At 59.0% G+C, this 26985-nt stretch carries 26 protein-coding genes; 10 read left to right on the plus strand and 16 right to left on the minus strand.

Features of this window, described 5'->3' with window-relative positions; all coding sequences use genetic code 11:
- Nucleotides 1–391: 391 nt before the first annotated feature.
- Nucleotides 392–1591 (minus strand): tyrosine--tRNA ligase, encoded by a 1200-nt coding sequence (tyrS, locus tag KGA81_RS21740; protein WP_223548506.1) that lies wholly within the window; start codon nt 1589–1591, stop codon nt 392–394.
- Between the two features lie 211 nt (nt 1592–1802).
- Here tyrS and KGA81_RS21745 point away from each other — a divergent pair, with 211 nt between their 5' ends.
- Nucleotides 1803–3227: a peptidoglycan DD-metalloendopeptidase family protein gene (locus KGA81_RS21745; RefSeq protein ID WP_223548309.1), complete on the plus strand. Its 1425-nt coding sequence runs from the start codon at nt 1803–1805 to the stop codon at nt 3225–3227.
- A gap of 3 nt (nt 3228–3230) precedes the next feature.
- The gene (locus KGA81_RS21750; RefSeq protein ID WP_223548311.1) at nt 3231–4322 is read left to right on the plus strand and encodes an anhydro-N-acetylmuramic acid kinase; all 1092 of its coding nucleotides are present in this window, start codon (nt 3231–3233) and stop codon (nt 4320–4322) included.
- A gap of 68 nt (nt 4323–4390) precedes the next feature.
- Here KGA81_RS21750 and erpA read toward each other — a convergent pair whose 3' ends face one another.
- Both erpA and argC read right to left on the minus strand, forming a co-directional pair.
- Complete coding sequence (gene erpA / locus KGA81_RS21755) at nt 4391–4741, minus strand: iron-sulfur cluster insertion protein ErpA (protein WP_007906865.1); 351 nt, start codon at nt 4739–4741, stop codon at nt 4391–4393.
- Nucleotides 4742–4907: 166 nt separating this feature from the next.
- Nucleotides 4908–5942 (minus strand): N-acetyl-gamma-glutamyl-phosphate reductase, encoded by a 1035-nt coding sequence (gene argC, locus KGA81_RS21760; RefSeq protein ID WP_223548314.1) that lies wholly within the window; start codon nt 5940–5942, stop codon nt 4908–4910.
- Nucleotides 5943–6077: 135 nt separating this feature from the next.
- On the opposite strand from argC, the gene hemJ reads away from it, so the two are divergent.
- The 6 genes from hemJ to coq7 all read left to right on the plus strand — a co-directional run bounded on the left by hemJ (nt 6078) and on the right by coq7 (nt 10667).
- Nucleotides 6078–6509, plus strand: a complete 432-nt coding sequence (gene hemJ / locus KGA81_RS21765; protein ID WP_223548316.1) for a protoporphyrinogen oxidase HemJ — start codon at nt 6078–6080, stop codon at nt 6507–6509.
- Between the two features lie 33 nt (nt 6510–6542).
- Nucleotides 6543–7511 carry an NAD(P)H-dependent flavin oxidoreductase gene (locus tag KGA81_RS21770; RefSeq protein ID WP_223548318.1) on the plus strand — a complete coding sequence of 323 codons (969 nt, stop codon included), beginning with the start codon at nt 6543–6545 and terminating at the stop codon, nt 7509–7511.
- A gap of 93 nt (nt 7512–7604) precedes the next feature.
- Complete coding sequence (locus tag KGA81_RS21775) at nt 7605–8570, plus strand: DUF805 domain-containing protein (protein WP_223548320.1); 966 nt, start codon at nt 7605–7607, stop codon at nt 8568–8570.
- A 61-nt stretch (nt 8571–8631) separates the two neighbouring features.
- Nucleotides 8632–9420 (plus strand): SDR family NAD(P)-dependent oxidoreductase, encoded by a 789-nt coding sequence (locus tag KGA81_RS21780; protein WP_223548322.1) that lies wholly within the window; start codon nt 8632–8634, stop codon nt 9418–9420.
- Between the two features lie 80 nt (nt 9421–9500).
- A complete protein-coding gene (locus KGA81_RS21785) occupies nt 9501–9839 on the plus strand; it encodes a histidine triad nucleotide-binding protein (RefSeq protein ID WP_007986008.1) in 339 nt (112 codons plus the stop codon).
- Nucleotides 9840–10019: 180 nt separating this feature from the next.
- Nucleotides 10020–10667, plus strand: a complete 648-nt coding sequence (gene coq7 / locus KGA81_RS21790) for a 2-polyprenyl-3-methyl-6-methoxy-1,4-benzoquinone monooxygenase (RefSeq protein WP_007980187.1) — start codon at nt 10020–10022, stop codon at nt 10665–10667.
- A gap of 176 nt (nt 10668–10843) precedes the next feature.
- Here the strand turns inward: coq7 and speD are convergent, their stop codons facing one another.
- Both speD and KGA81_RS21800 read right to left on the minus strand, forming a co-directional pair.
- Complete coding sequence (gene speD / locus KGA81_RS21795) at nt 10844–11635, minus strand: adenosylmethionine decarboxylase (protein WP_057396317.1); 792 nt, start codon at nt 11633–11635, stop codon at nt 10844–10846.
- Nucleotides 11636–11874: 239 nt separating this feature from the next.
- A complete protein-coding gene (locus KGA81_RS21800) occupies nt 11875–12297 on the minus strand; it encodes an OsmC family protein (RefSeq protein WP_007994936.1) in 423 nt (140 codons plus the stop codon).
- 228 nt (nt 12298–12525) lie between these two features.
- On the opposite strand from KGA81_RS21800, the gene crp reads away from it, so the two are divergent.
- The gene (gene crp, locus KGA81_RS21805) at nt 12526–13170 is read left to right on the plus strand and encodes a cAMP-activated global transcriptional regulator CRP (RefSeq protein ID WP_223548325.1); all 645 of its coding nucleotides are present in this window, start codon (nt 12526–12528) and stop codon (nt 13168–13170) included.
- Nucleotides 13171–13180: 10 nt separating this feature from the next.
- Here crp and KGA81_RS21810 read toward each other — a convergent pair whose 3' ends face one another.
- The 4 genes from KGA81_RS21810 to KGA81_RS21825 all read right to left on the minus strand — a co-directional run bounded on the left by KGA81_RS21810 (nt 13181) and on the right by KGA81_RS21825 (nt 16510).
- On the minus strand, nt 13181–13882 hold the full coding sequence (locus KGA81_RS21810) for a biotin/lipoate A/B protein ligase family protein (protein ID WP_223548327.1): 702 nt from the start codon (nt 13880–13882) through the stop codon (nt 13181–13183).
- A 142-nt stretch (nt 13883–14024) separates the two neighbouring features.
- A complete protein-coding gene (gene trpC / locus KGA81_RS21815; protein ID WP_223548330.1) occupies nt 14025–14861 on the minus strand; it encodes an indole-3-glycerol phosphate synthase TrpC in 837 nt (278 codons plus the stop codon).
- Nucleotides 14858–15907: an anthranilate phosphoribosyltransferase gene (trpD, locus tag KGA81_RS21820; protein WP_223548332.1), complete on the minus strand. Its 1050-nt coding sequence runs from the start codon at nt 15905–15907 to the stop codon at nt 14858–14860. Before trpD ends, trpC begins: the two co-directional genes overlap by 4 nt.
- Nucleotides 15908–15916: 9 nt before the next feature.
- Complete coding sequence (locus KGA81_RS21825) at nt 15917–16510, minus strand: aminodeoxychorismate/anthranilate synthase component II (protein WP_007980194.1); 594 nt, start codon at nt 16508–16510, stop codon at nt 15917–15919.
- 408 nt (nt 16511–16918) lie between these two features.
- Between KGA81_RS21825 and estP the strand changes: the two genes are divergently transcribed.
- A complete protein-coding gene (estP, locus tag KGA81_RS21830) occupies nt 16919–18829 on the plus strand; it encodes an esterase EstP (protein WP_223548334.1) in 1911 nt (636 codons plus the stop codon).
- Nucleotides 18830–18993: 164 nt separating this feature from the next.
- On the opposite strand, the gene trpE is transcribed toward estP, so the two are convergent.
- The 7 genes from trpE to KGA81_RS21865 all read right to left on the minus strand — a co-directional run bounded on the left by trpE (nt 18994) and on the right by KGA81_RS21865 (nt 26812).
- On the minus strand, nt 18994–20475 hold the full coding sequence (trpE, locus tag KGA81_RS21835) for an anthranilate synthase component I (RefSeq protein WP_223548336.1): 1482 nt from the start codon (nt 20473–20475) through the stop codon (nt 18994–18996).
- Nucleotides 20476–20545: 70 nt separating this feature from the next.
- A complete protein-coding gene (locus KGA81_RS21840) occupies nt 20546–21364 on the minus strand; it encodes a phosphoglycolate phosphatase (RefSeq protein ID WP_223548338.1) in 819 nt (272 codons plus the stop codon).
- Nucleotides 21361–22035, minus strand: a complete 675-nt coding sequence (gene rpe, locus KGA81_RS21845) for a ribulose-phosphate 3-epimerase (RefSeq protein WP_218431068.1) — start codon at nt 22033–22035, stop codon at nt 21361–21363. The genes KGA81_RS21840 and rpe overlap by 4 nt, the downstream gene beginning before the upstream one ends.
- Nucleotides 22036–22317: 282 nt before the next feature.
- The gene (locus tag KGA81_RS21850; RefSeq protein WP_223548340.1) at nt 22318–23142 is read right to left on the minus strand and encodes an ABC transporter permease; all 825 of its coding nucleotides are present in this window, start codon (nt 23140–23142) and stop codon (nt 22318–22320) included.
- 12 nt (nt 23143–23154) lie between these two features.
- The gene (locus KGA81_RS21855; protein ID WP_223548342.1) at nt 23155–24402 is read right to left on the minus strand and encodes an ABC transporter permease; all 1248 of its coding nucleotides are present in this window, start codon (nt 24400–24402) and stop codon (nt 23155–23157) included.
- Nucleotides 24403–24595: 193 nt separating this feature from the next.
- Nucleotides 24596–25639, minus strand: coding sequence for an ABC transporter substrate-binding protein (locus KGA81_RS21860; RefSeq protein ID WP_223548344.1), 1044 nt, complete (start codon nt 25637–25639; stop codon nt 24596–24598).
- A 48-nt stretch (nt 25640–25687) separates the two neighbouring features.
- Complete coding sequence (locus KGA81_RS21865; protein ID WP_046039490.1) at nt 25688–26812, minus strand: ABC transporter ATP-binding protein; 1125 nt, start codon at nt 26810–26812, stop codon at nt 25688–25690.
- Between the last annotated feature and the right edge of the window lie 173 nt (nt 26813–26985).

Genomic DNA, 26985 nt, shown 5'->3' on the forward strand with positions numbered 1-26985 from the left:
TAGCAGTCTGACTCCACAAGCACCCACACGAATTGCTTGATTCAGTTGTTAAAGAGCGGTTGGTTAAGAGCTTTCGTCTCAACCGAGGCGCGCATTCTACAGCAGCCTCATTTGCTGTCAAGTGATTTTTTAAGAAGCTTTCAAGGATTTCCTTAACAACTTCAACCACTTGCGCTTCAGATCTCTCATCAGCGGGAGGCGAATTCTACAGCGTTACTCGCTGTTGTCAACACCTCTTTTTCAACTTCCTTTTGGCTTCGATGACCTGAAGCAACCTGCTGCCGAAAACTGCGTAACTCGTTGTTTACCAAGGAGTTTTCCGTTTCGACTGCGCCGGAAGTGGGGCGAATTATAGGCCTCTGGAATTCGCCGTCAACACTTTATTTCAACTTTATTCAGCCTTGAGCGTAATACGCGCAAATGCCTTCTTACCGGCCTGGCAAACATGGGTCGCGCCCAGCGCATATATAAAGGTGCGATCGACCACCTCACCATCTATACGTACACCACCGGAACCGAGAAGATCCCGCGCCACGGCAGAGTTCTTCACCAGGCCCGCCTTATTCAGGACAGCTGCAATCGGCATATCCTCGGCAGCGGTCAACTCGATTTCTGGCAGATCATCCGGCAGCTCGCCATCCTTCATACGGTTACCAGCTGCACGATGAGCATTGGCCGCAGCTTCCTCACCATGGAAACGCGCAACGATCTCTTCAGCCAGCTTGATCTTGATGTCGCGCGGATTGGCACCCGACTCCACATCAGCACGGAAAGCATTGATCTCATCCATGGAACGGAAGCTGAGCAACTCGAAGTAACGCCACATCAGCGCATCCGGAATGGAAACCAGCTTGCCGTACATCACACCCGGCGCCTCCTGGATACCGACGTAGTTGCCCAGAGACTTGGACATCTTCTTCACGCCATCCAGACCTTCAAGCAGCGGCATGGTCAAAATGCACTGGGCTTCCTGACCATAACCACGCTGCAGCTCACGCCCCATCAGCAAGTTGAACTTCTGATCGGTGCCGCCGAGCTCGACGTCTGCGCGCAGAGCTACCGAGTCATAACCCTGAACCAGCGGATAGAGGAACTCATGGATGGCGATTGGCTGATTGGTCGTGTATCGCTTGTCGAAGTCATCGCGCTCGAGCATGCGAGCCACGGTGTACTGCGAAGTCAGGCGAATGAAGTCGGCCGGCCCCATCTGATCCATCCAGGTGGAGTTGAATGCCACTTCGGTCTTTGCCGGATCCAGAATCTTGAAGACCTGAGTCTTGTAGGTCTCGGCGTTCTCGAGGACCTGCTCGCGAGTGAGGGGTGGGCGCGTGGCACTCTTGCCGCTTGGATCGCCGATCATCCCGGTGAAGTCACCGATGAGGAAGATCACCTGATGCCCCAGCTCCTGGAACTGACGCAGCTTATTGATAAGCACGGTGTGACCCAAGTGCAGATCCGGAGCCGTTGGATCGAAGCCTGCCTTAATACGTAGCGGCTGGCCACGCTTGAGCTTTTCAATCAGCTCGGACTCGACCAACAGTTCTTCCGCACCACGTTTGATCAGCGCTAGCTGCTCTTCAACCGACTTCATAACCAACCTGCAAGGCTCAGATTCAAAGGGAACCAACCATACAAGATCGCGCGTCAAATACAAGGTTTGCCCGGCGCACGGACGCCAATCCGCAGACAGAGTGCCTGTGGACTTGCTTCAGAGATGATTTGGTTATATTTTATACAGTTATTTCATCTTCATCATGTCATTCATCTTTTCCAATTCATCTTTTTCAAAGTCAAAACCACTTATGACCACAGAATCGTCTAAAGCGCCGCCGCTTTACCCGAAGACCCACTTGCTTGCCGCAAGTGGCATCGCCGCCCTTCTCAGCCTGGCGCTCCTGGTATTCCCTTCCAGCGATGTTGAAGCCAAAAAGACGACCCTGAGTCTTGAACTGGAAAGTCCTGCTGAACAACTGACACAAGATCAAGACGCTGCTGACGCCGTTCAAGCCACAAATGAACCGGCAACCTCCCCCTTCGCGCAGATTGACAACAGCGCCGAAGATACCCAGGAAACCGCTCAAGCCGAACCTGTGCCGGTGCCGGTCGTCGAAGAAAAGAAGCCGGCAAGCCACAGGGAAGTGATCGTCACCAAGGGTGACACCCTCTCTACACTGTTCGAGAAGGTCGGCCTCCCAGCCACCTCGGTGCATGAAATACTGGCCAGCGACAAGCAGGCCAAGCAGTTCAGCCAGCTCAAGCACGGGCAAAAACTCGAATTCGAACTGAGTCCTGACGGTCAGTTGACCAACTTGCACAGCAAGCTCAACGATCTCGAAAGCATCAGCCTGACCAGGAACGACAAGGGCTACACCTTCAATCGCATTACCGCCAAACCGACCGTGCGCTCCGCGTATGTTCATGGCGTGATCAACAGCTCGCTGTCGCAGTCCGCAGCCAGGGCCGGCCTGTCTCATAGCCTGACCATGGACATGGCCAGTGTGTTTGGCTACGACGTGGACTTCGCTCAGGATATTCGCCAGGGCGACGAGTTCGACGTGATCTACGAGCAGAAGGTGGTCAACGGCAAGGCCGTCGGCACTGGCCCGATCCTGTCGGCACGCTTCACCAACCGCGGCAAGACCTACACCGCCGTGCGCTACACCAACAAACAAGGCAACAGCAGCTACTACACCGCTGACGGCAACAGCATGCGCAAGGCGTTCATCCGTACACCAGTGGATTTCGCCCGCATCAGCTCGAAATTTTCCATGGGCCGCAAACACCCGATCCTGAACAAGATCCGCGCCCACAAAGGCGTCGACTACGCAGCCCCGCGCGGCACGCCGATCAAGGCAGCCGGTGATGGCAAGGTTTTGCTGGCCGGTCGCCGTGGCGGCTACGGCAATACCGTGGTCCTCCAGCACGGCAATACCTACACTACGCTCTATGGCCACATGCAAGGCTTCGCCAAAGGCGTGAAGACTGGCGGCACGGTGAAACAGGGCCAGGTGATCGGTTATATCGGCACCACCGGCCTCTCCACCGGGCCACACCTGCATTACGAGTTCCAGGTCAATGGTGTGCACGTTGACCCGCTGGGCCAGAAACTGCCAATGGCCGATCCGATTGCCAAGGCCGAACGCCCGCGCTTCCTCGCCCAAAGCCAGCCACTGATGGCACGCATGGAACAGGAAAAAGCCACTCTGCTGGCTTCGAGCAAGCGCTAAGTCATGGCGTTCTATATAGGAGTGATGTCCGGAACCAGCCTTGATGGTCTGGACATCGCACTGGTCGAGCAAGCCCCGGCGATAAGGCTGATCGCCTCTCACTACATCCCGATGCCCGATTCCCTGCGCGCCGAGCTGCTCGGCTTGTGCGCCAGCGGCCCGGACGAAATCGCCCGCTCCGCCATCGCCCAGCAGAACTGGGTGAAACTGGCAGCCCAAGGGATTCATACCCTTCTCGCTCAGCAGCAACTGAAGCCTGACGATATTCGTGCGATTGGCAGCCATGGCCAGACCATCCGCCACGAACCGGCACGCGGTTTCACCGTGCAGATTGGCAACCCGGCCCTTCTGACAGAGCTGACCGGCATCACCGTGGTCAGCGACTTCCGCAGCCGCGACGTCGCTGCCGGCGGACAAGGCGCACCATTGGTTCCCGCCTTTCACGAAGCCCTGTTTGAAGAGCGTCCCGGTAATCGTGCCGTGCTGAACATCGGTGGATTCAGCAACCTGAGCCTTATCGAGCCCGGCAAGCCGGTCGCCGGCTTCGACTGCGGCCCGGGCAATGTCCTGTTGGACGCCTGGATTCATCAGCAACGTGGCGACAACTATGACCGCGACGGCCAATGGGCCGCCAGCGGCAAGGTTGAACCGACTCTATTGAATGAACTGCTCAGCGATCCGTTTTTTGTAACCAAGGGCCCGAAGAGTACCGGACGTGAAGTATTCAACCTGCCTTGGCTGACACAGCACCTGGCACAACTGCCAGCCTACGCCGCCGAAGATGTTCAGGCGACGCTGCTTGAGCTGACCGCGCTGACCATCATCGAATCACTGCAAAGCGCCCAGGCAGACACGCAGGAACTACTGGTCTGCGGCGGCGGCGCCCACAACACCACGTTGATGAACCGCCTGGCCAACCTACTGCCAAACGCCAGTGTCAGCAGCACTGCCACCTACGGCGTAGACCCTGACTGGGTCGAAGCCATGGCCTTCGCGTGGCTGGCTCATTGTTGCCTCGAAGGTATTGCGGCCAACCGTCCGAGCGTTACCGGTGCCCGCGGCTTGCGCGTACTGGGCGCCATCTACCCCGCATAAATCCTCCACACAGCAAAACGCCGCAAGACCTTGAGGCCGTGCGGCGTTCTGTGAAACAGGTACGCTGATCAGATCGAGAACGAAGAACCGCAGCCACAGGTGGTGGTCGCATTCGGGTTCTTGATGACGAAACGCGAACCTTCCAGACCTTCCTGATAGTCCACCTCGGCACCCGCCAGGTACTGGAAGCTCATCGGATCGACCACCAGACTCACACCTTCGCGCTCGACGATGGTGTCGTCATCGGCCACTTCTTCATCGAAGGTGAAGCCGTACTGAAAACCTGAACAACCGCCGCCCGTAACGAATACGCGCAGCTTCAAGCGATCATTCCCCTCTTCATCGACCAGGCTCTTCACCTTGTGCGCGGCACCATGGGTGAATTGCAAAGCCGTGGGGGTGAAGGATTCGACGCTCATGCTGACTATCTCCCGGCGTTACGCCGTCATATTGCGTGATGACGCGCATTATCCGCTTCTCCTAGAAAAGCGGTCAACTATTGTTATGGTATATCAACCAATCCAATCGCCGGCCCACAATGCAAAAAGGCCCGTCAGACGGGCCTTTTGCTGTACGCGATAAAGCTTACGGCAGCATGCCTGCGTGGGACAGGCCCAGACGCTCATCCAGCCCGAACAGAATGTTCATGTTCTGCACGGCCTGACCCGACGCGCCCTTGACCAGGTTGTCGATCACCGACAGCACAACCACCAGCTCGCCATCCTGAGGGCGATGCACCGCGATACGGCAGACGTTGGCGCCCCGTACGCTACGCGTCTCCGGGTGGCTGCCGGCAGGCATCACATCGACGAACGGTTCGTTGGCATAACGCTTTTCAAACAGCGCCTGCAGATCCACCGAGCGATCAACAACGGTTGCGTAGAGCGTGGAGTGAATGCCACGAATCATCGGTGTCAGGTGCGGAACGAAGGTCAGGCCGACGTCCTTGCCTGCCGCACGACGCAGGCCCTGGCGGATTTCCGGCAAATGACGGTGCCCTTTGACCGCATAGGCCTTCATGCTTTCCGATGTCTCGGAGTACAGCGAGCCTACGGAAGCACCACGACCGGCACCGCTGACACCGGATTTGCAGTCAGCAATCAGATGCGCAGTATCGGCCAGGCCGGCTTCGAGCAATGGCAGGAAACCCAATTGCGTTGCAGTTGGGTAGCAGCCCGGCACTGCAATCAGTCGTGCTTTCTTGATCTGCTCGCGATTGACTTCCGGCAAGCCATAGACCGCCTCATCCAGCAACTGCGGTGCACCGTGCGGCTGGCCGTACCACTTGGCCCATTCATCCGCATCCTGCAAACGGAAGTCGGCCGACAGGTCGATGACCTTGGTCCCGGCCGCCAGCAGTTCGCCCGCCAGGGCGTGGGCAACACCGTGCGGTGTGGCGAAGAACACCACATCGCAGGCACCCAGGGTCTTGATGTCCGGAACGCTGAACGCCAGGCCATCGTAGTGGCCGCGCAGGTTCGGGTACATGTCGGCCACGGCAAGGCCAGCCTCGGATCGGGAAGTGATGACAACCACCTCAGCTTGCGGATGTTGCGCCAACAGACGCAGCAGTTCGACACCGGTGTAACCCGTGCCGCCGACGATACCGACCTTGACCATAAACCTGCCCTCAACGAACCCACTGGAAAGCCGTCGATAATAGGGGCCGCGCGCGCCTGCGACAACCGCCAAGGTGACGTGCGGAGCGTCAAGCCTCTACTATTGCGGCTAACGTGAATCCTGGAATAACAAAAAATGCTCTATCTGTGGCTCAAAGCGCTTCACATCATCAGCGTCGTGTGCTGGTTTGCCGGCCTGTTCTACCTGCCACGCCTGTTCGTTTATCACGCACAAAGTGAAGACAAGATCAGCAAGGAACGCTTCAGCATCATGGAGCGCAAGCTGTACCGCGGCATCATGGGCCCGGCAATGATCGCTACGCTGATCTTCGGCGGCTGGCTGATAAGCCTCAACCCGAGTGCGTATTTCACTCAGGGTGGCTGGATGCACGCCAAGCTGACGCTAGTGGTGATTCTGATCGGCTACCACCACATGTGCGGCGCGCAGGTAAAACGTTTTGCCCGTGGCGAAAACACCCGCAGCCATGTCTTTTATCGCTGGTTCAATGAGGTTCCGGTTCTGATATTGCTGGCAATCGTAATTCTGGTCGTCGTTCGGCCGTTCTAAATCCAACAGGCACAACTCACCGGGGTACTTCCAATGTCGCTGCCCGCTCTGCTCGAACAAAGCTTGCGTCTGCCTGTAGTGGCAGCGCCGATGTTCCTGATTTCCAATCCGCAATTGGTACTGGCCTGTTGTCGCCAGGGCGTGGTCGGCAGCTTTCCGGCGCTTAACCAGCGCGAAAGCAGCGGATTCAAGGCCTGGCTGGAAGAAATCGAAGCCGGGCTGGCGACACTGAAAACCCCCGCGCCTTACGCCGTGAACCTGATCGTTCACAACAGCAATCCTCGTTTACAGGCGGATCTGCAAATCTGCGTCGAACACAAAGTACCGATCGTGATCACCAGTCTAGGTGCCGTGAAAGAACTGGTCGACGCGGTCCACAGTTACGGCGGCCTGGTATTCCATGATGTGACAACTCGTCGTCATGCAGAGAAAGCGGCCGAAGCCGGCGTAGATGGATTGATCGCCGTGGCCGCCGGCGCCGGTGGACACGCAGGGACCTGGAGCCCGTTCTCCCTGATTGCCGAAATCCGCCAGTTCTTCGACAAGACCTTGTTGCTGGCCGGCTGCTTGAACCACGGTCACGAAATTCTTGCCGCCCAACTGCTCGGCGCGGATTTGGCCTACTTTGGTACACGATTTATCGGCACGACCGAAAGTCACGCACCTGACGCCTACAAAGAAATGCTGCTGACATCCAAAGCGGCAGACATCATCCATACTCCAGCCGTGTCAGGTGTCCCCGCGAGCTTCATGCGCCAGAGCCTGGAGGCCGCCGGTTTCGACATGGCCGCCTTGCAAGGCAAGGGCGAGGTCAACTTCGGCTCCAGGCTCAAGCCCGTGAGCGATGAGGCCAAAGCCTGGAAAACCGTTTGGTCCGCAGGCCAGGGTGTGGGAGAAATCGAAGACTTGCCGAGTGTCGAGCAGTTGATTACACGTCTCGACGCGGAGTACCGCACGGCCCTGGAGCAGGCCGCCCAGTTGACCAAACGCTGGCCGCGCTGACAGCAAACCTTGGCCAGTCTTTCCCGGCTGGCCTTACACTGGCCCAGGCACAACACTCTTTTTTCAACCTCTCGCGACAAGGATGCTTCGCACATGGGCGAAAACCATTTCAAGATAGTATTCGAGGGTGCCTTGCTGCCCGGTGTCGACATCACCACGGCAAAGCTCAATCTCGCCGAGTTGTTCAAAAGTGATGTCTCAGCCATCGAGCGCCTGTTCACCGGACGTCCGGTAGCGCTCAAACGCAACCTGTCGCAAGCCGATGCCCAGACCTATCTCCAGGCGCTGAGCAAAACCGGTATCGACGCCCGCATCGAAGCCGAGACGCCGATCGAGCTGAACCTCGCCGACGTTCACGACCACCCCTCGGCCAGTAGCCAGGCTGCCCAGGCAGATCCGCAGTCCCCTTACGCGCCGCCTCGCGCCCCCGTCGGCGAAGCCGTGGCGGAATTCGCCACGCTCAAGCCCTTCAGCTTCGATGGCCGTATCGGTCGCTTGCGTTACCTCGCCTGGACGCTGGTGCTGTCAACTGTACTCCTGGCAGTTTGCGGGGTGTTTGCCTTGATCGCCCTGGCTCTCATCGGCGCGGATTCGACCGCCGGCCTGATATTGGGCAGCTTGCTGGCCTTGATCCTGTTCGTCGGATTTGTATTCGTCAGCATCCAGTTCACTGTTCAACGCTTGCACGATGTCGGCTGGTCCGGCTGGCTGTGGCTGCTGAACCTGGTGCCGTTCGTTGGCAGTTTCTTTCCGTTCGTGATCATGGTCATACCGGGCAACGACACCGCCAACCGCTACGGCCCGCCGCCCGCGCCGAACAGTACCGCGGTCAAGGTATTGTCTTCGCTGTGGCTGATCGTTATCGCGCTGGTTCTATTCGGCTCGCTGGCCGGTGGTCTCACGGCGATACGGGAAGGATACGAAAACGCCGCCCAGAGCAGCTACGAGAGCAGTTCTGTCACCACCGATGAAATCGACGTCGAGGTCGATCCGGCGCCAAATTCCACCGACGATGCAGCCGAAGAGGCCCAGCCCCCTGTAGACTCTGCGAAAGAATGAACAGCGCTCCTGGCCCGTGACACCTGCGTCGCGGCGCGGAGCTGTTGCGATGGAGAACTGCATGACCCGTTACGCTCTGATCACTGGCGCCTCCAGCGGCATCGGCCTGGCGATGGCCGAAGCGCTGGCCCGGCGCGGCCGCAGCCTGATTCTGGTGGCCCGACAACGTGATCAGCTGGAAAGTATTGCGATTGAACTGACCCAAAGGTTCGGCGTGGAAGTGTTGTTCCGTGCCTGTGACCTGGGCGAGCCGCTGCGCCTGTCCGGATTCCTGCTGGAGCTGGAAGAAGGCGACCGGCAGATCGATCTGCTGGTCAATTGTGCCGGTATCGGTACCTGCGGCCCGTTTCTGGCCCAGGACTGGATGACCGAGCAAGACCTGATCGAAGTGAACATCCTCGCCCTCACCCGCCTGTGCCACGCCATCGGCAACAGCATGGCCCTGCAAGGCGGCGGGCAGATTCTGAATGTGGCCTCGGTAGCGGCGTTTCAACCCGGACCGTGGATGAGTAGCTATTACGCCAGCAAGGCGTATGTGCTGCACTTTTCCGAAGGATTGCGCGTCGAGCTGAAAAAATGTGCAATCAAGGTTTCGGTGCTCTGCCCCGGACCGACCCGCACGGCGTTTTTTCGCACCGCGCAACTCGACAGCGAAAAACTGACCAACAGCAAACTGCTGATGAGCCCCGAGGAAGTGGCGCTCTACACCGTGCGCGCACTGGAAAAGAATAAAGCGATCATTATTCCCGGGCGCCGCAACCGCTGGCTCGCCTTCCTGCCGCGGCTCGGCTCGCGCTGGCTGACGCGCACCATCGCCGGCATGATCAACAAGGCGTACTGCCCGCGCTGATCCAACCCAAGGTAAAAGGCTGGGCGCAGGCATACGCCATGAGTACACTCAGCCCAGCCCAAACAACGGAGAAAACAGCTGTGGATACTCTGTTCACCAAGATCATCAACCGGGAAATCCCGGCGAAGATCATTTACGAGGACGACCAGGTACTGGCCTTCCACGACATTGCCCCACAGGCGCCAGTACATTTCCTGGTGGTCCCGAAAAAACCGGTTCGCACCTTGAACGACCTGACCGAGGACGACAAGGCGCTGGCCGGGCATATTCTGTTCACCGCCCAGCGTCTGGCACTGGAACTGGGCTGCGAAAAAGGTTTCCGCGTCGTCATGAACTGCAATGAAGAAGGCGGGCAAACTGTCTACCACATTCATATGCACGTGCTGGGTCAGCGCCAGATGCACTGGCCGCCGGGCTGATTGACCACCCCACCCTGTAGGAGCTGGCTTGCCAGCGAAGAACGATAGCGCGCTGAATCAGGTTAACCGCGTCGCTTTGTTCGCTGGCAAGCCAGCTCCTACAGGGATGACTGACCCAGCGCAAACCATCCCCCGGCCGATTGGGTTAAACTGGCCACCGAAATCCCCCCGGAGGTCAGCATGACTACCCAACGTCACTACTCGCCGATTGACCGCCTGCTGCTGCAAGCCGATGCTGCGATGCGTACCCTGCTGCCCTTCAGCGGCCAGCCGTACCGTCCGTCACCCGCCATCGTGCAGCCGGATGCGAAAATGAGCGACGAAGACACGCGCCACGTTGCCGGTCTGATGCGCATCAACCATACCGGCGAAGTCTGCGCCCAGGCGCTGTACCAGGGGCAGGCGCTGACCGCCAGGCTGCCGCAAGTGCGTGCTGCAATGGAGCATGCCGCCGAAGAAGAAATCGATCACCTGGTCTGGTGCGAACAACGCATCCATCAACTGGGTAGCCACACCAGCATCCTCAATCCGCTGTTTTATGGCATGTCGTTCGGGATTGGCGCGGTGGCCGGCCTGATCAGCGATAAAGTCAGCCTGGGGTTCGTGGCGGCAACGGAAGACCAGGTGTGCAAACACCTGAATGAACATCTGGAGCAATTGCCGGCCGAGGATGAAAAATCCCGGGCGATTCTTGAGCAGATGCGCATCGATGAAGAACAGCATGCCGAAAGTGCGCTGGAGGCAGGCGGGTTCCGCTTTCCGGCACCAGTGAAGTTCGGGATGAGTTTGATGGCCAAGGTGATGACCAAGAGTACCTATCGGATCTGACTGCATTTTTTTGTAGGAGCGAGCTTGCTCGCGAAAGACCTGAAGGCGACACGTCATCCAGAAATCAAACGTTATCGTTGGCGTCCATCGCGAGCAAGCTTGCTCCTACAAGAGCCAGTCAGAATAAAAAAAGGCGACTGCCGTGAGGGAGTCGCCTTTTTTGTGTTCGATGAATCTTACGCCATGTTGCGCGCGTAGAAGATTTCGAGCATTTCGTGTTTCACCCGCTCGGTCACCTGGGCGCGTTGCTCAGAGGACAGGTTGCTGGTGGCGTCGCCGAACAGGTAGTTATCCAGTTCGAAGTTCTTCAGCAGCATCTTGGTGTGGAACAGGTTTTCCTGGTACACGTTCACGTCGGTCATCTGGTACGCGTCGTAAGTGTCTTCGGAAAGGTAGTTCTGGATCGAATTGATCTCATGGTCGATGAAGTGTTTTTTGCCTTCAACGTCACGGGTGAAGCCGCGCACACGGTAGTCCACGGTCACGATGTCCGAATCGAACTGGTGAATCAGGAAGTTGAGCGCCTTGAGCGGTGAAATGACCCCGCAAGTCGACACGTCGATGTCCACACGGAAGGTTGCAATACCGCTGACCGGATGGATTTCCGGGTAGGTGTGCACCGTGATGTGGCTCTTGTCGAGGTGAGCAAGAATGATTTCAGGCAGCGGGCCCGGGGATTCTTCGATCTGACTGTCGGTCGGGGTTACCGGCTCTTCGGAGATCAGGATCGTGACGCTGGCGCCCTGCGGCTCATAGTCCTGACTGGCGATGTTCAGGATGTTGGCACCAATGATATCGACAACTTCCGTGAGGATCTGCGTCAGGCGTTTCGCGTTGTACTCTTTATTGATGTACTCGACGTAAGCCTGCTGGTCTTGCGGGGTTTCCGCGTAGCAGATGTCATAGATGTTGAAGCTCAAGGTCTTTGTCAGGTTATTGAACCCGTGGAGCTTGAGTTTGCTTTTCACCGTTAAAAACTCTCTATGTGTTTGCGGCCCGGCCGCGTGATCAAGCATGCCCGTCAGATGCGAACAACGCACCTGCGTAGGACGGTTAACACCTCTTCGCGATGGCGATTTTGGTTGTCTGTTCGGGTGCGAGGCCTGTCTGCCGACGGGCCACTACCCTGAAAAAAGTGGCGCATTATGCAGAGGTCAGCTTGTGTTCGCCAGAGTCTGCACTGCTTTTATGATAGTTGAATGTCGATTCAACCGAGCTCGATGATTTCATAGTCGTGGGTAATTGCCACGCCTGCCGCGCCGAGCATGATCGAGGCCGAGCAATACTTCTCGGCAGACAATTCGATGGCACGCTTGACCTGGGCTTCTTTCAGCCCGCGCCCCTTGACCACAAAGTGCATGTGGATCCTGGTGAACACCTTTGGATCTTCGGTCGCGCGCTCGGCTTCAAGGAAAGCTTCACAGCTTTCGACCGCCTGGCGGGACTTCTTGAGGATGCTGACCACATCGAAATTGCTGCAGCCGCCGACACCCAGCAGCAGCATTTCCATCGGCCGGACACCCAGGTTACGTCCGCCGGCATCGGGCGGACCGTCCATGACCACGACATGACCGCTACCGGATTCGCCGAGGAACATGGCTTCGCCAGCCCATTGGATGCGTGCCTTCATCGCCAAGACTCCACTGTATAAAAAGGGTCGCCAGCTTAGCACAGGCCCCGTGATTGACAGCGCCTGGCGTCTTGGGAGATATCCCACCGCCTTGTAGGTAAATGCTCGAATATTTCGGGAAGTGTCTGTTAAGCTGGCGCCAATTCGATGGCGCATGGCCAGCTTTATCCCAGCGTTCGTTATTCATAAAAAACCAAACACACCGTGCAGTCTTTTCGGGATACAACCATGGTTGCTATTGCCCCCACCCCCAGGATCAAGAACCTCGACAAGCTGCTGATGCATTGCCAGCGCCGCCGTTATCAGGCCAAGAGCAACATCATTTGTGCCGGCGACCGCTCGGAAACGCTGTTCTTCATCATCAAAGGCTCAGTCACCATCCTGATTGAAGATGACGACGGCCGGGAAATGATCATTTCTTACCTGAACGCCGGGGACTTTTTCGGCGAGCTGGGCCTGTTTGAGCAAGCCGGCCTGGAGCAGGAGCGCAGCGCCTGGGTGCGGGCCAAGGTTGAATGCGAGGTTGCGGAAATCAGCTACGCGAAATTCCGCGAGTTATCCCTGCTGAATCCGGACATTCTTTACGTGCTCAGCGGACAAATCGCACAGCGCCTGCGCAACACCACACGCAAGGTCGGTGACCTGGCATTTTTTGACGTGACCGGCCGCGTTGCCCGCTGTCTGCTGGAGCTGTGCAAACAGCCTGACGCCATGACCCACCCCGACGGCATGCAAATCAAGGTGACCCGTCAGGAAATCGGGCGGATTGTCGGCTGTTCCCGGGAGATGGTCGGTCGCGTGCTCAAGGATCTGGAAGAACGCAACCTGGTGGACGTCAAAGGCAAGACCATGGTGGTCTTCGGTACGCGATAAGCCCGAAAACCTAGCCGCTGAACATCTGCGCCAGCATCAACCGGTAGAGTTCGTCCAGACGTGCCGGTGCATCGGGGGCGGCGAACTTCTCATGCAACGCGATGTGACTTGCGGCGCGTACGCGTTGCTCCAGACCACAGGCCTCGTTGAAACGATTGACCGCGGCGACCATTGACGCTCGCTCGTTATCGATCAACATCGCTCCGTGCACCAGTCCTACCGGTCGCTGCCCACCCTGACTCTGGCGCCAGCGCTGGGCGGTGCCGACCATTTTGCGTCCATCGAGGTTGACGTTGAAGCGACCGTCACAGAAAGCGCCTTCGATTTCTCCCAGGGATGAAGTGCCACCCAACTCATCCAGCAGCTGACAAATGGGATCGCACAAACGGCGGTAACCGGTTTCGATGCGATTCAGATCCCCTTCGCTGCGCGGCGGCGCATATACCAATGCGATATTGATCGTTGAGGCCGATTGCGGCACTGGCTCGCCACCGGTTTCACGCAACAGCACTGGCCAGCCTGCCGCCGCCGATACTTCACATGCGGATTCAAAGTCTGGCAAGCGATTCAAACGGCGCGGCATGACCAGCGCCCGATCGCTCGGCTGCCAGAACAGCAGGCCGAACTCCGCGTCGCCGGCGCAGACCGAGGCCAACAGATCCTGTTCGGCTTGCAGGCCGGCTTCGATGGTCAGGGAACTAGGTGAGGTCATAAGGTATTCCGTAGGACATAAAGTCTGTGGTGCTTCTTATGCCGCTATCGCGAGCAATCTCGCTCCCACATTTGATCCCGGCAGCCCATGGATCTTGTGGCCACCATCAAACCCTGTGGGAGCGAGCTTGCTCGCGATGCTTTTAGTCGAGGGTCGAGCCACTGACGGGAATGCCGCGTTCAGGGAAGAACAGACGCTGCAACTCGGTACCCGGGCTTTCGGCGCGCATGAATGCTTCGCCGACCAGGAATGCGTAGACGTCGCTGATTTCCATTAGCTCAACATCGGCACGGTTGAGAATGCCACTCTCGGTGATGACCAGACGATCGCGCGGAATACGCGGCAACAGGTCGAGAGTGGTTTCCAGGCTGACATCGAAAGTGTGCAGGTTGCGGTTGTTCACGCCGACCAGCGGAGTGTCGAGGGTTTTCAAGGCCCGCTCCAGCTCATCGCCGTCGTGGACTTCCACCAGCACATCGAGGTTGACGCTTTTGGCCACGGCTGCCAGTTCGGCCATTTTCACATCGTCCAGAGCGGAGACGATCAACAGCACGCAGTCGGCACCCAGGGCCCGGGCTTCAACGATCTGGTATGGATCGATCATGAAGTCCTTGCGGATCACCGGCAGCTGGCACGCCGCGCGGGCCTGCTGCAGGTACGCATCGGCACCCTGGAAGTAGTCGATGTCGGTGAGTACCGACAGGCAGGTCGCCCCGCCCTTCTCGTAGCTTCTGGCGATATCGGCAGGAACGAAGTTCTCGCGGATCACGCCTTTGCTCGGCGAAGCTTTCTTGATTTCGGCAATGACTGCCGGCTGTTTCAGCTTGGCCTGAGCCAGCAATGCCTTGGCAAAACCACGGGGTGCATCGGCCGTCTTGGCCAGGCTTTCCAGCTCGGCGAGGCTGATGCGAGCGCTACGCCCGGCGACTTCCTCGACCTTGCGCGCCAGAATCTTTTCCAGAACCGTCGGTACACTCATCCCTCATTCTCCACTTTGAATACCGCGGTGAACGCACCCAGCTCCTCGAGCTTCTCTCGAGCGAGACCGGTGTGCAGCGCATCGTGCGCAAGTGCAACGCCCTCTTTCAAACTGCTGGCGTGGTCGGCTGCGTACAGCGCGGCACCGGCATTGAGCATGATCATCTCGGCCGCTTTCTGACCGTTCTCGGTCTTGCGCTTGCCCAGGGCATCGCGAATCAGCTCCAGGGACGCCGCCGGGCTATCCACCGCCAGGCCATGCAGGCTCTGGCTCTTCATGCCCAGGTCTTCCGGTTCGACCCAATACTCGGTGATCTGGTCATTTTTCAGCTCTGCCACGAAGGTCGGTGCTGCCAGACTGAATTCGTCGAGGCCATCCTTCGAATGCACCACCAACACGTGCTTGCTGCCCAGACGCTGCAGCACTTCCGCCAGCGGTCGGCACAGGGCCTGGGTGAATACGCCGACCACCTGATGCTTCACACCGGCCGGATTCGTAAGCGGGCCGAGCATGTTGAACAAGGTCCGCAGACCCAGTTCGCGGCGCGGGCTGGCCGCGTATTTCATCGCAGAGTGATGAGTCTGGGCAAACATGAAACCAATACCAACGTTGTCAATGCAACGCGCCACTTGCACTGGGGTCAGGTTCAGGTAGATACCGGCCGCCTCCAGCAGATCGGCACTGCCGCTCTTGCCCGAGACTGCACGGTTGCCATGCTTGGCCACGGTGCAGCCAGCAGCGGAAACGACGAACGCAGCAGCGGTCGACACGTTGAAGATATTGGCACCGTCACCGCCGGTGCCCACCACATCGACCACGCCGTCGAGGGTCTTGAGCTCGACCTTGTCCGCCAGCTCGCGCATCACCGACACCGCGCCGACGATTTCGTCGATGCTTTCGCTCTTCATGCGCATGGCCATCATGAACGCGCCAATCTGCGCGTCCGAGCATTGCCCGGTCATGATTTCGCGCATCACATCGCGCATTTCATCGGTGCTGAGGTCGAGGTGATCGACGATGCGGCTCAGGGCTGTCTTGATATTCATGAAAAGTCCTTAGCGCGTGCCGCCGGTTTGTTTAAGGAAGTTGGCGAACAGTTCGTGGCCCTGCTCGGTGAGAATCGATTCTGGGTGAAACTGCACGCCCTCGATGTTCAGGGTCTTGTGACGCAGCCCCATGATCTCATCGACCGAGCCGTCTTCGAGCTGGGTCCAGGCCGTTAGCTCCAGGCAATCGGGCAGGGTTTCGCGCTTGACGATCAATGAATGATAACGCGTGACCGTCAGCGGACGATTCAGGCCTGCGAACACTCCCTTGTCCTCGTGAAATACCGGGCTAGTCTTACCGTGCATCACTTGACGGGCGCGCACCACATCGCCGCCAAAGGCCTGGCCGATGGACTGGTGGCCGAGGCAGACGCCAAGAATCGGCAGTTTGCCGGCGAAATGCTTGATCGCTTCAATCGAGATGCCGGCTTCGGTCGGAGTGCAAGGACCGGGGGACACAACGATGCGCTCTGGATTGAGGGCTTCGATTTCAGCGATGGTCAGTTCATCGTTGCGCACGACTTTGACCTGGGAGCCGAGCTCGCCCAGGTACTGCACAACGTTGTAGGTAAAGGAGTCGTAGTTATCGATCATCAGCAACATGGCGTTTAGAACCTCTTGAATTCACTGACTTTGAGGATGGCCTTCGAATGATTTACCCGCAGAGCGCTGCGCTTTGTCAGGTGCCGGTGTAGCGCCAGCAAAGCGGCATTTCAAACAGGTAAAGAAGGCAAAGCGATACAGGTCCGGCAGGGCCGGCAAAAGAATTCAGGCGCGCCAACGCCAGCGGGCATGTGCCTTGATGACTTGATCCAGGAGTTTACTGATGATCAACACGGGGAAGGTCTCGTTCGTACGTCCGGGCACAGTAACTTAGCTGGGCAGAGCGCGCAATATCACCGGGGGCACTGCCCGCGAAACTATCAAAGGCTTCGCGACAGATGGCAAAAGGCCGGAAGTTTTTGGTACTGTCGTTTCGTTAACTACAACAATAAATAAACGGACTTGCATATGATCAAACAGTCGTTGTTTGTACCGCTCGCTGGATGCTTGCTCGCGATCGCATGCGCCCAGGCGAACGCCGCACCTAATCCTTATACCAATTTCGTTGTCTTCGGGGACAGCCTCAACGATGCAGGGACCTTTGCCGACACGGGTGGGCCTGCCGGGGCGACACAGCGCTTTACCAACCGTACGGGGCCGGTGTACCTGAATGGCAGCGGCGAAGTCCGCTCGCTCAACTCCACGCAGATTCTGGGTGGGAAACTGGGGTTTTCGCCGGACCAGACGGCATCCTCTGCTTCAGCAGTTCGCGCCAACGAAGGCCTGCCTGATGGTAACAACTGGGCTGTAGGCGGCTATCGTACCGACCAGATTCTTGATTCGATTACCAGCATCTCCGCCACCGGCGAACGCACCCGGGCCGGTTATCTTCCATCCAATAACTTCCGTGCCGACCCGAACGCACTGTATTACCTGTCGGGTGGCGGCAACGACTTCCTGCAAGGTCGCGTCACCAGCCTGCCCCAGGCCAGTGCCGCCGCCGACCGCCTGGCCGACAGCGTGCAGACCCTGCAAACCGCCGGCGCCAAATACGTCATGGTCTGGCTACTGCCCGATATCGGCTTTACCCCGGCGTTCAACGGCACCCCGCTGCAAGCGTTCACGTCCCAACTCAGCACCCAGTTCAACACTGAACTGGTAAGCCGACTGCAAAACATCAATGCCGAAGTCATCCCGCTCAACATTCCGGTACTGCTCAAAGAGACGTTCGCCAACCCGGCGCAGTTTGGCCTGGCTACCGACCAGAACCTCATCGCTACCTGTTTCAGCGGCAGCGGTTGCACCGAAAACGCCCGCTACGGCATCAACAGCGCCACGCCGGACCCGACCAAGCTGGTCTACAACGACTCGGTGCACCCCACCGAAGCCGGGCAGCGCCTGATCGCCGATTACGCGTATTCCTTGCTGGCAGCGCCGTGGGAGCTGACCTTGCTGCCGGAAATGGCCCAGGGCACCGTGCGCGCGCACCAGGATGAATTGCGCAATCAGTGGCTGGCCGATTGGGAAAACTGGCAGGGCGTTGGCCAATGGCGAGCCATTGTCAGCGGCGGCGGACAGCATCAGGACTTTGACAGTCAGGACAGCGTGGCAAGCGCCGATGGCAACGGAGCCAACGTGAACATCGGTGGCAGCTATCGTCTCGACGATGCCTGGCGAATTGGTCTGGTGGCGGGTTTCTATAACCAGAAACTCGAAGCCGGCAACAACGATTCCGACTACAAACTCAACACTTACCTGGGCACGGCATTCGCCCAGTACCAGCAAAACCGTGTGTGGGCCGACGCGGCGTTGACGGCCGGGCATCTGGATTACGATAGCCTCAAGCGTAAATTCCAGCTGGGCGCCAACGAACGCGGCGAAAAAGGCGATACCAGCGGCTACGTCGAAGCCTTCAGCGCACGGGTGGGTTACGACATTGCGCAACAAGCCAGCAGCCCCTGGCACCTGTCGCCGTTTGTCAGCGCCGATTTCTCCAAAGTACAAGTCGATGGTTACTCGGAGGATGGCAGCGATTCCACGGCGCTGACCTTCGCCGATCAGGAGCGTATTTCCCGGCGTCTGGGCGCTGGCCTGCAGGGCAAATACCAGATCACCCCGCAAACCCAGGTTTTTGGCGAAGCGGCAGTCGAACGTGAGTACAACGACGATACCCAGGACGTGAGCATCAGCCTCAACAGCCTGCCAAACAACCAGTTCACGCTGGAGGGCTACACCCCGCAAAGTCACATGCAACGTGTGAACCTGGGTGTGAGCCACAACCTCACCAAGGACCTGGCGTTGCGCGCCAGCTACAACATCCGCAAGGACGACGACTTCACCCAACAAGGCATCAACCTGGGTGTTGCGCTGGACTTCTGATGTGCAGCCAATAAAAAACGCGGCGCCCTCACAGGTGCCGCGCTTTTTTGGTGTCCGCAAATCCCCTGTAGGAGCTAGCTTGCTAGCGAAGGTGTGTCAGTCGACACTGTGTTGCTGACACTCCTTCGCTAGCAAGCTAGCTCCTACAGTAGGTTTTGCGTGGATCAGGTATTCGGGGTTTGTTCCGCCAGGGCAACGGCGCGGAACATCGCACGGCGCTTGTTCAGGGTTTCTTCCCATTCCAGCGCTGGCACCGAGTCGGCGACGATGCCACCACCGGCCTGCACATGCAGTTCGCCGTTCTTGATCACCGCCGTGCGGATCGCAATGGCCGTGTCCATATTGCCGTTCCAGGCGAAGTAACCGACCGCACCACCGTACACGCCACGCTTGACCGGCTCCAGTTCGTCGATGATTTCCATCGCGCGAATCTTCGGCGCGCCGGACAAGGTGCCCGCCGGCAGAATCGCCCGCAGTGCGTCCATGGCCGTCAGCCCTGCCTTCAGTTGCCCGGTGACGTTGGACACGATGTGCATCACGTTGGAGTAACGCTCGATGACCATTTTCTCGGTGAGCTTTACCGAACCGATTTCCGATACGCGACCGGTGTCGTTGCGACCCAGGTCGATCAGCATCAAGTGTTCGGCGATTTCCTTGTCGTCCGACAGCAGGTCTTTTTCCAGCGCCAGGTCAGCCTCTTCGTTGGCGCCCCGCGGACGGGTACCGGCAATCGGGCGCACGGTGATCAGGTTGTCTTCGACCCGCACCAGCACTTCCGGCGAACTGCCGACGACGTGGAAGTCGCCGAAGTTGAAGAAGTACATGTAAGGCGTCGGGTTGAAGCAGCGCAGCGCACGATACAGATCGATCGGTGCCGCCTTGAAGTCAATCGACATGCGTTGGGACGGCACGACCTGCATGCAGTCACCGGCCAGGATGTATTCCTTGATGGTGTCGACGGCTTTTTCGTAATCGTGCTGGGTGAAGCTGGAACGGAATACCGGATCGGCCGCTTGTTGCTTGCTCAAGTCCAGGCCACGGCGTGGGGTGATCGGCTGACGGAGTTTTTCCAGCAGTTCTTCCAGGCGTGCGCGACCTTGTTCGAAGGCATCTTCCTGCGCCGGGTCGGCCAGGACGATTGCGTGCATCTTGCCGGCCAGGTTATCGAACACCACCACGGCGTCGGAGACCATCAGCAGAATGTCCGGCACGCCCAGCGGATCCGGATTCGGGCATTTGCCCAAGCGCTTTTCCACGTAACGCACGCAGTCATAACCGAAGTAGCCCACCAGCCCGCCATTGAAACGCGGCAGGCCGGCAATGGTCGGCACGTTGTAGCGAGCCTTGAAGGTTTCGACGAAGGCCAGCGGGTCTTCCACGTCGTGGCTTTCGGTCTCGACACCATCGACGGTCACGCTGACGTGATGGTCGTGAACCCGCAGCACGGTGCGGCACGGCAGGCCGATGATCGAGTAACGGCCCCACTTCTCGCCGCCCTGTACGGACTCCAGCAAGTAGGAATTGGGCTCGTCGGCCAGTTTCAGGTAGATCGACAGCGGCGTGTCGAAGTCGGCCAGGGTTTCACAGGCAAGCGGGATGCGGTTGTAGCCGGCAGCGGCCAAACGCAGGAATTCTTCGCGGATCATGAGGTGCCTCGTGGCTTGAGGGTCGAACAGTCGGGTATGCAAACGCGCCGGGTAACCGGCCAGGATCAAGTCAGGCGCGCCAACGCCAGCGGGCCAGGGCCTTGATGACTTTCATCCAGAGTTTGCGAGTGACCACCACGATGGCGTTTCCAGAAGGGGATTTGACAGCGTCGGCCAACGTTATCTCAGCGGCCGGATCCAGGCAACCGGGAATTAGCTTGCGCAGGTCATCGATCACCAGCGCCGGCGATTCTTCGGCGATCGGCCGGCCGTGGTTATAGCCGTAGCTCAAGGCCACGCACTTGACCCCCGCCGCTTTCGCCGCCAGCACATCGCTACGCGAATCGCCGACGAACAACGATTGCGACGCCGGAATGTTGGCCATTTTCATCACGAAAAACAGCGCTGCCGGGTCGGGTTTCTGTTGTGGCAGGGTGTCGCCGCCGATGATCCATTTGAAGTAACGGCCGATTTTCATCTGATCCAGCAACGGCGCGACGAAGCGCTCCGGTTTGTTGGTGATCAGCGCCATTTCGACACCCTGCTTGTGCAGCCATTTCAGGGTGTCGCGCACGCCGGGGTAAACCACCGTCAGCTCGTGACCGTCCTCATAAAAGCCATTGAACAATTGCAGAGCATGCTCGGCCTCGACCTCATCGACACCCGCGCCGTCGATATGGTTGGCCAAGGCCCGGCGTACCAGCATGCGCACGCCGTTGCCAACCCACTCCCGCACCGGTTCGATACCGGCAGGTTGACGCCCGAGTTTGAGCAGCATGTTATCCACAGCCGCCGCGAGGTCCGGGACCGAGTCGATCAACGTACCGTCCAGATCGAACATCACCAGCCGCGGCAGTTTCCCCGGGAACAACTGCTCAATGCCACTCATGGGCGAGCCAGCGCCAGTTCGGTACGCATCTTGTCGATGACTTCCTGATAGTTCGGCGCATTGAAGATGGCCGAGCCAGCGACGAAGGTGTCGGCACCGGCCGCCGCGATTTCGCGGATGTTGTTCACGTTCACGCCACCGTCGATTTCCAGGCGGATGTCACGGCCGGAGGCATCGATCAACGCCCGCGCTTCACGCAGTTTGTCGAGGGTGCCGGGGATGAACTTCTGCCCGCCGAAGCCCGGGTTGACGCTCATCAGCAGGATCATGTCGACCTTGTCCATCACGTACTTGAGCACGTCCAGCGGAGTCGCCGGGTTGAACACCAGGCCCGACTTGCAGCCGCCTTCGCGGATCAGTTGCAGGGAGCGGTCGACGTGCTGGGTGGCTTCCGGGTGGAAGGTGATGTAGGTCGCGCCGGCTTCGATGAAGTCGCCCACGATGCGGTCCACCGGGCTGACCATCAGGTGCGCATCGATCGGCGCGGTCACGCCGTACTTGCGCAGTGCCGCGCAGACCATCGGGCCGATGGTCAGGTTCGGCACGTAGTGATTATCCATGACGTCGAAGTGCACGAAGTCGGCACCAGCGGCCAGGACGTTGTCCACTTCCTCACCCAGGCGGGCGAAGTCGGCGGAGAGAATCGACGGAGCAATTACGAAGGGCTGCATGACGCACCTTTTCTGAGCAGAATCACGATGGCGCGCATTGTATACCTCATGCTTTGACGCGCGCACCGTGAGCGCGATGATTGGATCTTGCCATCATCCATCAACGGCAGAAGCCCCGGTGCGCCGCGCGATAGATCTTTTCGATATCGACGGCACCCAACTTGTGCGGACTGTTGCGCATCAATCGCTCGAACAGGTCATGGATGACCCACGCCGGACACGACCCTGTAGGAGCCGGCTTGCCGGCTCCTACAGGGCATGGCGTCGATAAAACTACCGGTTTCAGACCTGCGCGGTACGCAGTTTCTCGCCTCGCCCGCGCAACCATTCCAGGGTCAGCAACAGGATCACCGAGAAGGCAATCAGCAGCGTCGCGGCGGCAGCGATGGTCGGACTGAGGTTTTCGCGGATGCCGCTGAACATCTGCCGTGGCAGGGTCGCTTGTTCAGGACCTGCCAGGAACAGCGTCACCACCACCTCATCGAACGAAGTCGCAAAGGCAAACAGCGCTCCGGAGATCACGCCCGGCGCAATCAGTGGCAAAGTCACCCGGCGGAACGTGGTCAGCGGCGAAGCCCCCAAACTCGCAGCGGCCCGCACCAGGTTGTGATTGAACCCCTGCAACGTCGCCGACACGGTAATGATCACAAACGGCACACCCAACACCGCATGTACGACGATCAGCGAGGTATAGCTGTTGCCAAATCCCAGTGGAGCGAAGGTCAGGTAACTGGCCACACCAATGATCACCACCGGCACCACCATCGGCGAAATCACTAGCGCCATCACCAGCGGCTTGCCCGGGAAATCGCCTCGGGTCAGGCCGATCGCCGCCAGCGTGCCGAAGATCATCGCCAGTACCGTCGCTGCCGGGGCCACGATGATGCTGTTCTTCAACGAGCGCATCCATTCCGCTGAGGCAAAGAAGTCCTGGTACCAGTGCAGCGAAAAGCCTTGCAGCGGATAGACCAGAAAACTCCCCGAGTTGAACGACAGTGGAATGATCACCAGTACCGGCAGGATCAGGAACAACAGAATCAAGCCGCAGAGAATCCGCAAGCTGTAGAACCACACCCGTTCGATGGGCGACATATAAGGACTCAGCATTTCGTTCTCCCCTTAGCTCAGGCGCAGGCGGCTGGCGCCTACCAGCCAGCTGTAAATCAGATAAAGCACGACCGTCGCGAGCAACAGCAACCCACCGAGCGCGGTCGCCATGCCCCAGTTGATGCTGGTGTTGGTGTAGAAGGCGACGAAGTAGCTGACCATCTGATCGTTCGGGCTGCCCAGCAACGCCGGGGTGATGTAGTAGCCGATGGCGAGGATGAACACCAAGAGGCAACCGGCGCCTACACCGGCATAGGTCTGCGGGAAGTACACCCGCCAGAAACTGGCGAACGGATGGCAGCCGAGGGAAATCGCGGCACGCATATAGGTCGGCGATATGCCTTTCATCACGCTGTAGATCGGCAGGATCATGAACGGCAGCAGGATGTGCACCATCGAGATGTAGACACCGACGCGGTTGAACACCAGCTCGATCGGCTTATCGATGATGCCCATGGCCATCAGGCCGCTGTTGATCAAGCCACCCGATTGCAGCAACACGATCCACGCCGCGACCCGTACCAGGATCGACGTCCAGAACGGCAATAGCACCAGAATCATCAGCAGGTTGCTCTGCCGTGACGGCAGGTTCGCCAACAGGTAAGCCAGGGGATACGCCAGCACCAGGCAGATCACGGTGATGACCAAGCCCATCCAGAAGGTGCGGGCGAAGATGTCGAGATAAATCGCCTGGTCCGGGGTGGCCGGGGCGATTTCGCCGAGGTCGTCAATGCGATGATCGACGGCCGCCAGCAGGTAATACGGGGTAATGCTGCTGGTGTTGCGGCGCACCGCTTGCCAGTAGGCCGGGTCGCCCCAGCGCTCATCAAGACCTTCCAGCGCTTCTTTATAAGAGGACGGTTCAGTGGCGAGCGGCAAGGCACGGGCAGTTTTGGTCAGCAGGCTGCGGTAGCCGGCCAGCTCCATGTTCAAGCGCTTGGACAGATCGCCCAGGGTCTGATTCTTGCGAGCGTCAGCGAGGTCTTCGGCCGCCGCTTTGTAAACCGGCTCAGCGGGCAGGCCGCGGCCGTCCCAGCTGGCGATGGCGGTCACGGTGCGCGGCATGCCGCCGACCACTTCCGGGTTGCCAACGCTTTTGTAGAGCAGCGCCACGATCGGCACCAGGAACACCAGCAACAGAAACAGCACCAGCGGCGCGATCAACGCCTGGGCCTTCCAGCGGTTGACCCGCTCGGCGTGCTTGAGCCGCTGCTTCAAGGTGGGGCTGGTGCCCTCGTTCAGGGGAACGGCGATAGCCATGACGTACTCCGGGAATCTTTGAATGGGCGGCACCACCCACGGTGATGCCGCATTACATCAACACTCATCAAACACACCGCACCCTGTAGGAGCTGTCGAGTGCAACGAGGCTGCGATCTCTTGATCCTGGAAAGGCAAAGTCAAAACCAAAATCAAAAGATCGCAGCCGTCGGCAGCTCCTACGGGCGAAGGATTACTTCGCCGCCCAGGAATTGAAGCGCTGCTCCAGTTGCTCGCCGTTGTCAGCCCAGAAGCTGACGTCGATCTGCACCTGGTTGGCGATGTTTTCCGGGGTGGTCGGCATGTCTTTCAGGACATCCTTGGACAGCAACGGTACGGCTTGGGTGTTGGCCGGGCCGTAGGCAATGTTTTCCGAGTAGGTCTTCTGCTGTTGTGGCATCACCGAGTAAGCGATGAACTTCTTCGCCGCTTCGGCCCGTGCCTTGTCCAGACCTTTCGGAATGGCCCATGCGTCGAAGTCGTAGATACCGCCGTTCCACACGACTTTCAGGTTGCTTTCTTTCTGCACGGCAGCGATACGACCGTTGTAGGCCGAGCTCATGACCACGTCACCGGAAGCGAGATATTGCGGCGGTTGTGCACCGGCTTCCCACCACTGGATGTTCGGCTTGAGCTCATCGAGCTTCTTGAATGCGCGGTCCTGACCGTCTTTACCGGCCAGCACTTTGTAGACGTCTTTCGGCGCAACGCCGTCGGCCATCAGTGCGAACTCCAGGGTGTACTTGGCGCCTTTACGCAGGCCACGCTTGCCCGGGAACTGCTTGGTGTCCCAGAAATCCACCCAACTGGTCGGTGCGGTTTTCAGCTTGTCGGCGTTGTAGGCCAGCACAGTCGACCACACAAAGAAACCCACGCCGCAAGGCTGGATGGCACCCTTGACGTAGTCTTCGGTCTTGCCGAACAGTTTCGGATCGAGCTGCTCGAACATGTCTTCGTCGCAACCACGGGACAGCTCCGGCGACTCAACCTCTACCAGATCCCAGGACACGCTTTTGGTGTCGACCATGGCCTTGATCTTGGCCATTTCGCCGTTGTACTCGCCAGCCACGATCTTGCCGTTACCTGCCGCTTCCCACGGTGCGTAGAAGGCTTTGACCTGAGCCGCCTTGTTCGCCCCGCCAAAGGACACCACGGTCAGGTCCGGGCCGGCCGCCATTGCGTGTGCCGCGCCCATCATGCCCAGTGCCAAAGCGGTGAATTTCAGGGATCTCAACATTTATTGTTCTCTCCACGTGCAGGGTTGGTGTTGGTGTTGCCGGGGCGATCAATGCGCCTCTAAAAGAGGGTCGAGCGCGCGAACGTGCTCGACCTGCCAGCCAAGCGGTACCACGTCGCCGACGGCGAGCGAGGGATCAAGCTCGGCTATCGGCTGTTTCACGAAGAAGTCGGTCTTGCCGCAGACTTCCATGCGAACCCGGACGTGGTCGCCCAGATAGATGAATTCCTCGACTCGCCCGGAGAAGCGGTTGACGCATTGGTCGCTGGAGCCATTGAGGCTCACCCGCTCCGGACGAATGGACAGGGTCACCGGCTCGCCGGTCTGGCCGACGTTGACCGCCAGGGCCTCCACCTTTTCGCCGCGTCCGAGTTCGACAATGCAACGGTCGCCGGTTTGACTGTGCAGGCGACCATTGAGGCGGTTGTTCTCACCGATGAAGTTGGCGACGAAGGTGTTCTTCGGCTCTTCGTAGAGGGTGCGCGGCGGCGCGATCTGCTGGATTTCGCCCTGATGGAACACCGCCACACGGTCGGACATGGTCAAAGCTTCGCCCTGATCGTGGGTCACGTAGACCACGGTGACGCCCAGGCGCTGGTGCAGGTGCTTGATCTCCATCTGCATGTGTTCACGCAGTTGTTTGTCGAGTGCGCCGAGGGGCTCGTCCATCAGCACCAGTTGCGGCTCGAACACCAGCGCCCGGGCCAATGCCACACGCTGTTGCTGACCGCCGGAAAGCTGCGCCGGGTAGCGCTGGGCGAAGGCATCGAGCTGAACCATGCTCAGCACACGCTTGACCCGGGCACTGACATCGCTCTTGTTCATGCCACGCACGGTCAGCGGGAACGCCAGGTTCTCGGCCACCGTCATGTGCGGGAACAATGCGTAGTTCTGGAACACCATGCCGATGTCGCGCTTGTGCGGCGGCACGTTGTTGATGGCGCGCCCGGCCAACAGGATTTCGCCCGCGGTTGGCGTTTCGAAACCGGCGAGCATCATCAGGCTGGTGGTCTTGCCGGAACCGGACGGCCCGAGCAAGGTGAGGAATTCGCCTTTGCGAATGTCCAGGTTGAGGTCTTTGACGATCAGGTTCTCGCCGTCGTAGCTCTTCTGCACTCCACGAAAGCTGACCAGAACATCATTGGCCCCTGCGCTTGAATCGACCTGGCTCATACCCACACCTTTGTTATTGATGACTGCTGTGGGATTAAGCCTAGTGGACGCTGGGGGCCGCGCAAATCGGGGCGCAAGAGAGATTGGCCTCAGCCGGATGGAAGGTTGTGGGTAGGGATTGCCCTACAAGGATGGCGTGTTTTGGCAAATGCAGCGGCAGTGATCAGCTACAA

It is taken from the genome of Pseudomonas sp. A-B-19, from assembly GCF_019947515.1.
Classification (GTDB): Bacteria; Pseudomonadota; Gammaproteobacteria; order Pseudomonadales; family Pseudomonadaceae; genus Aquipseudomonas.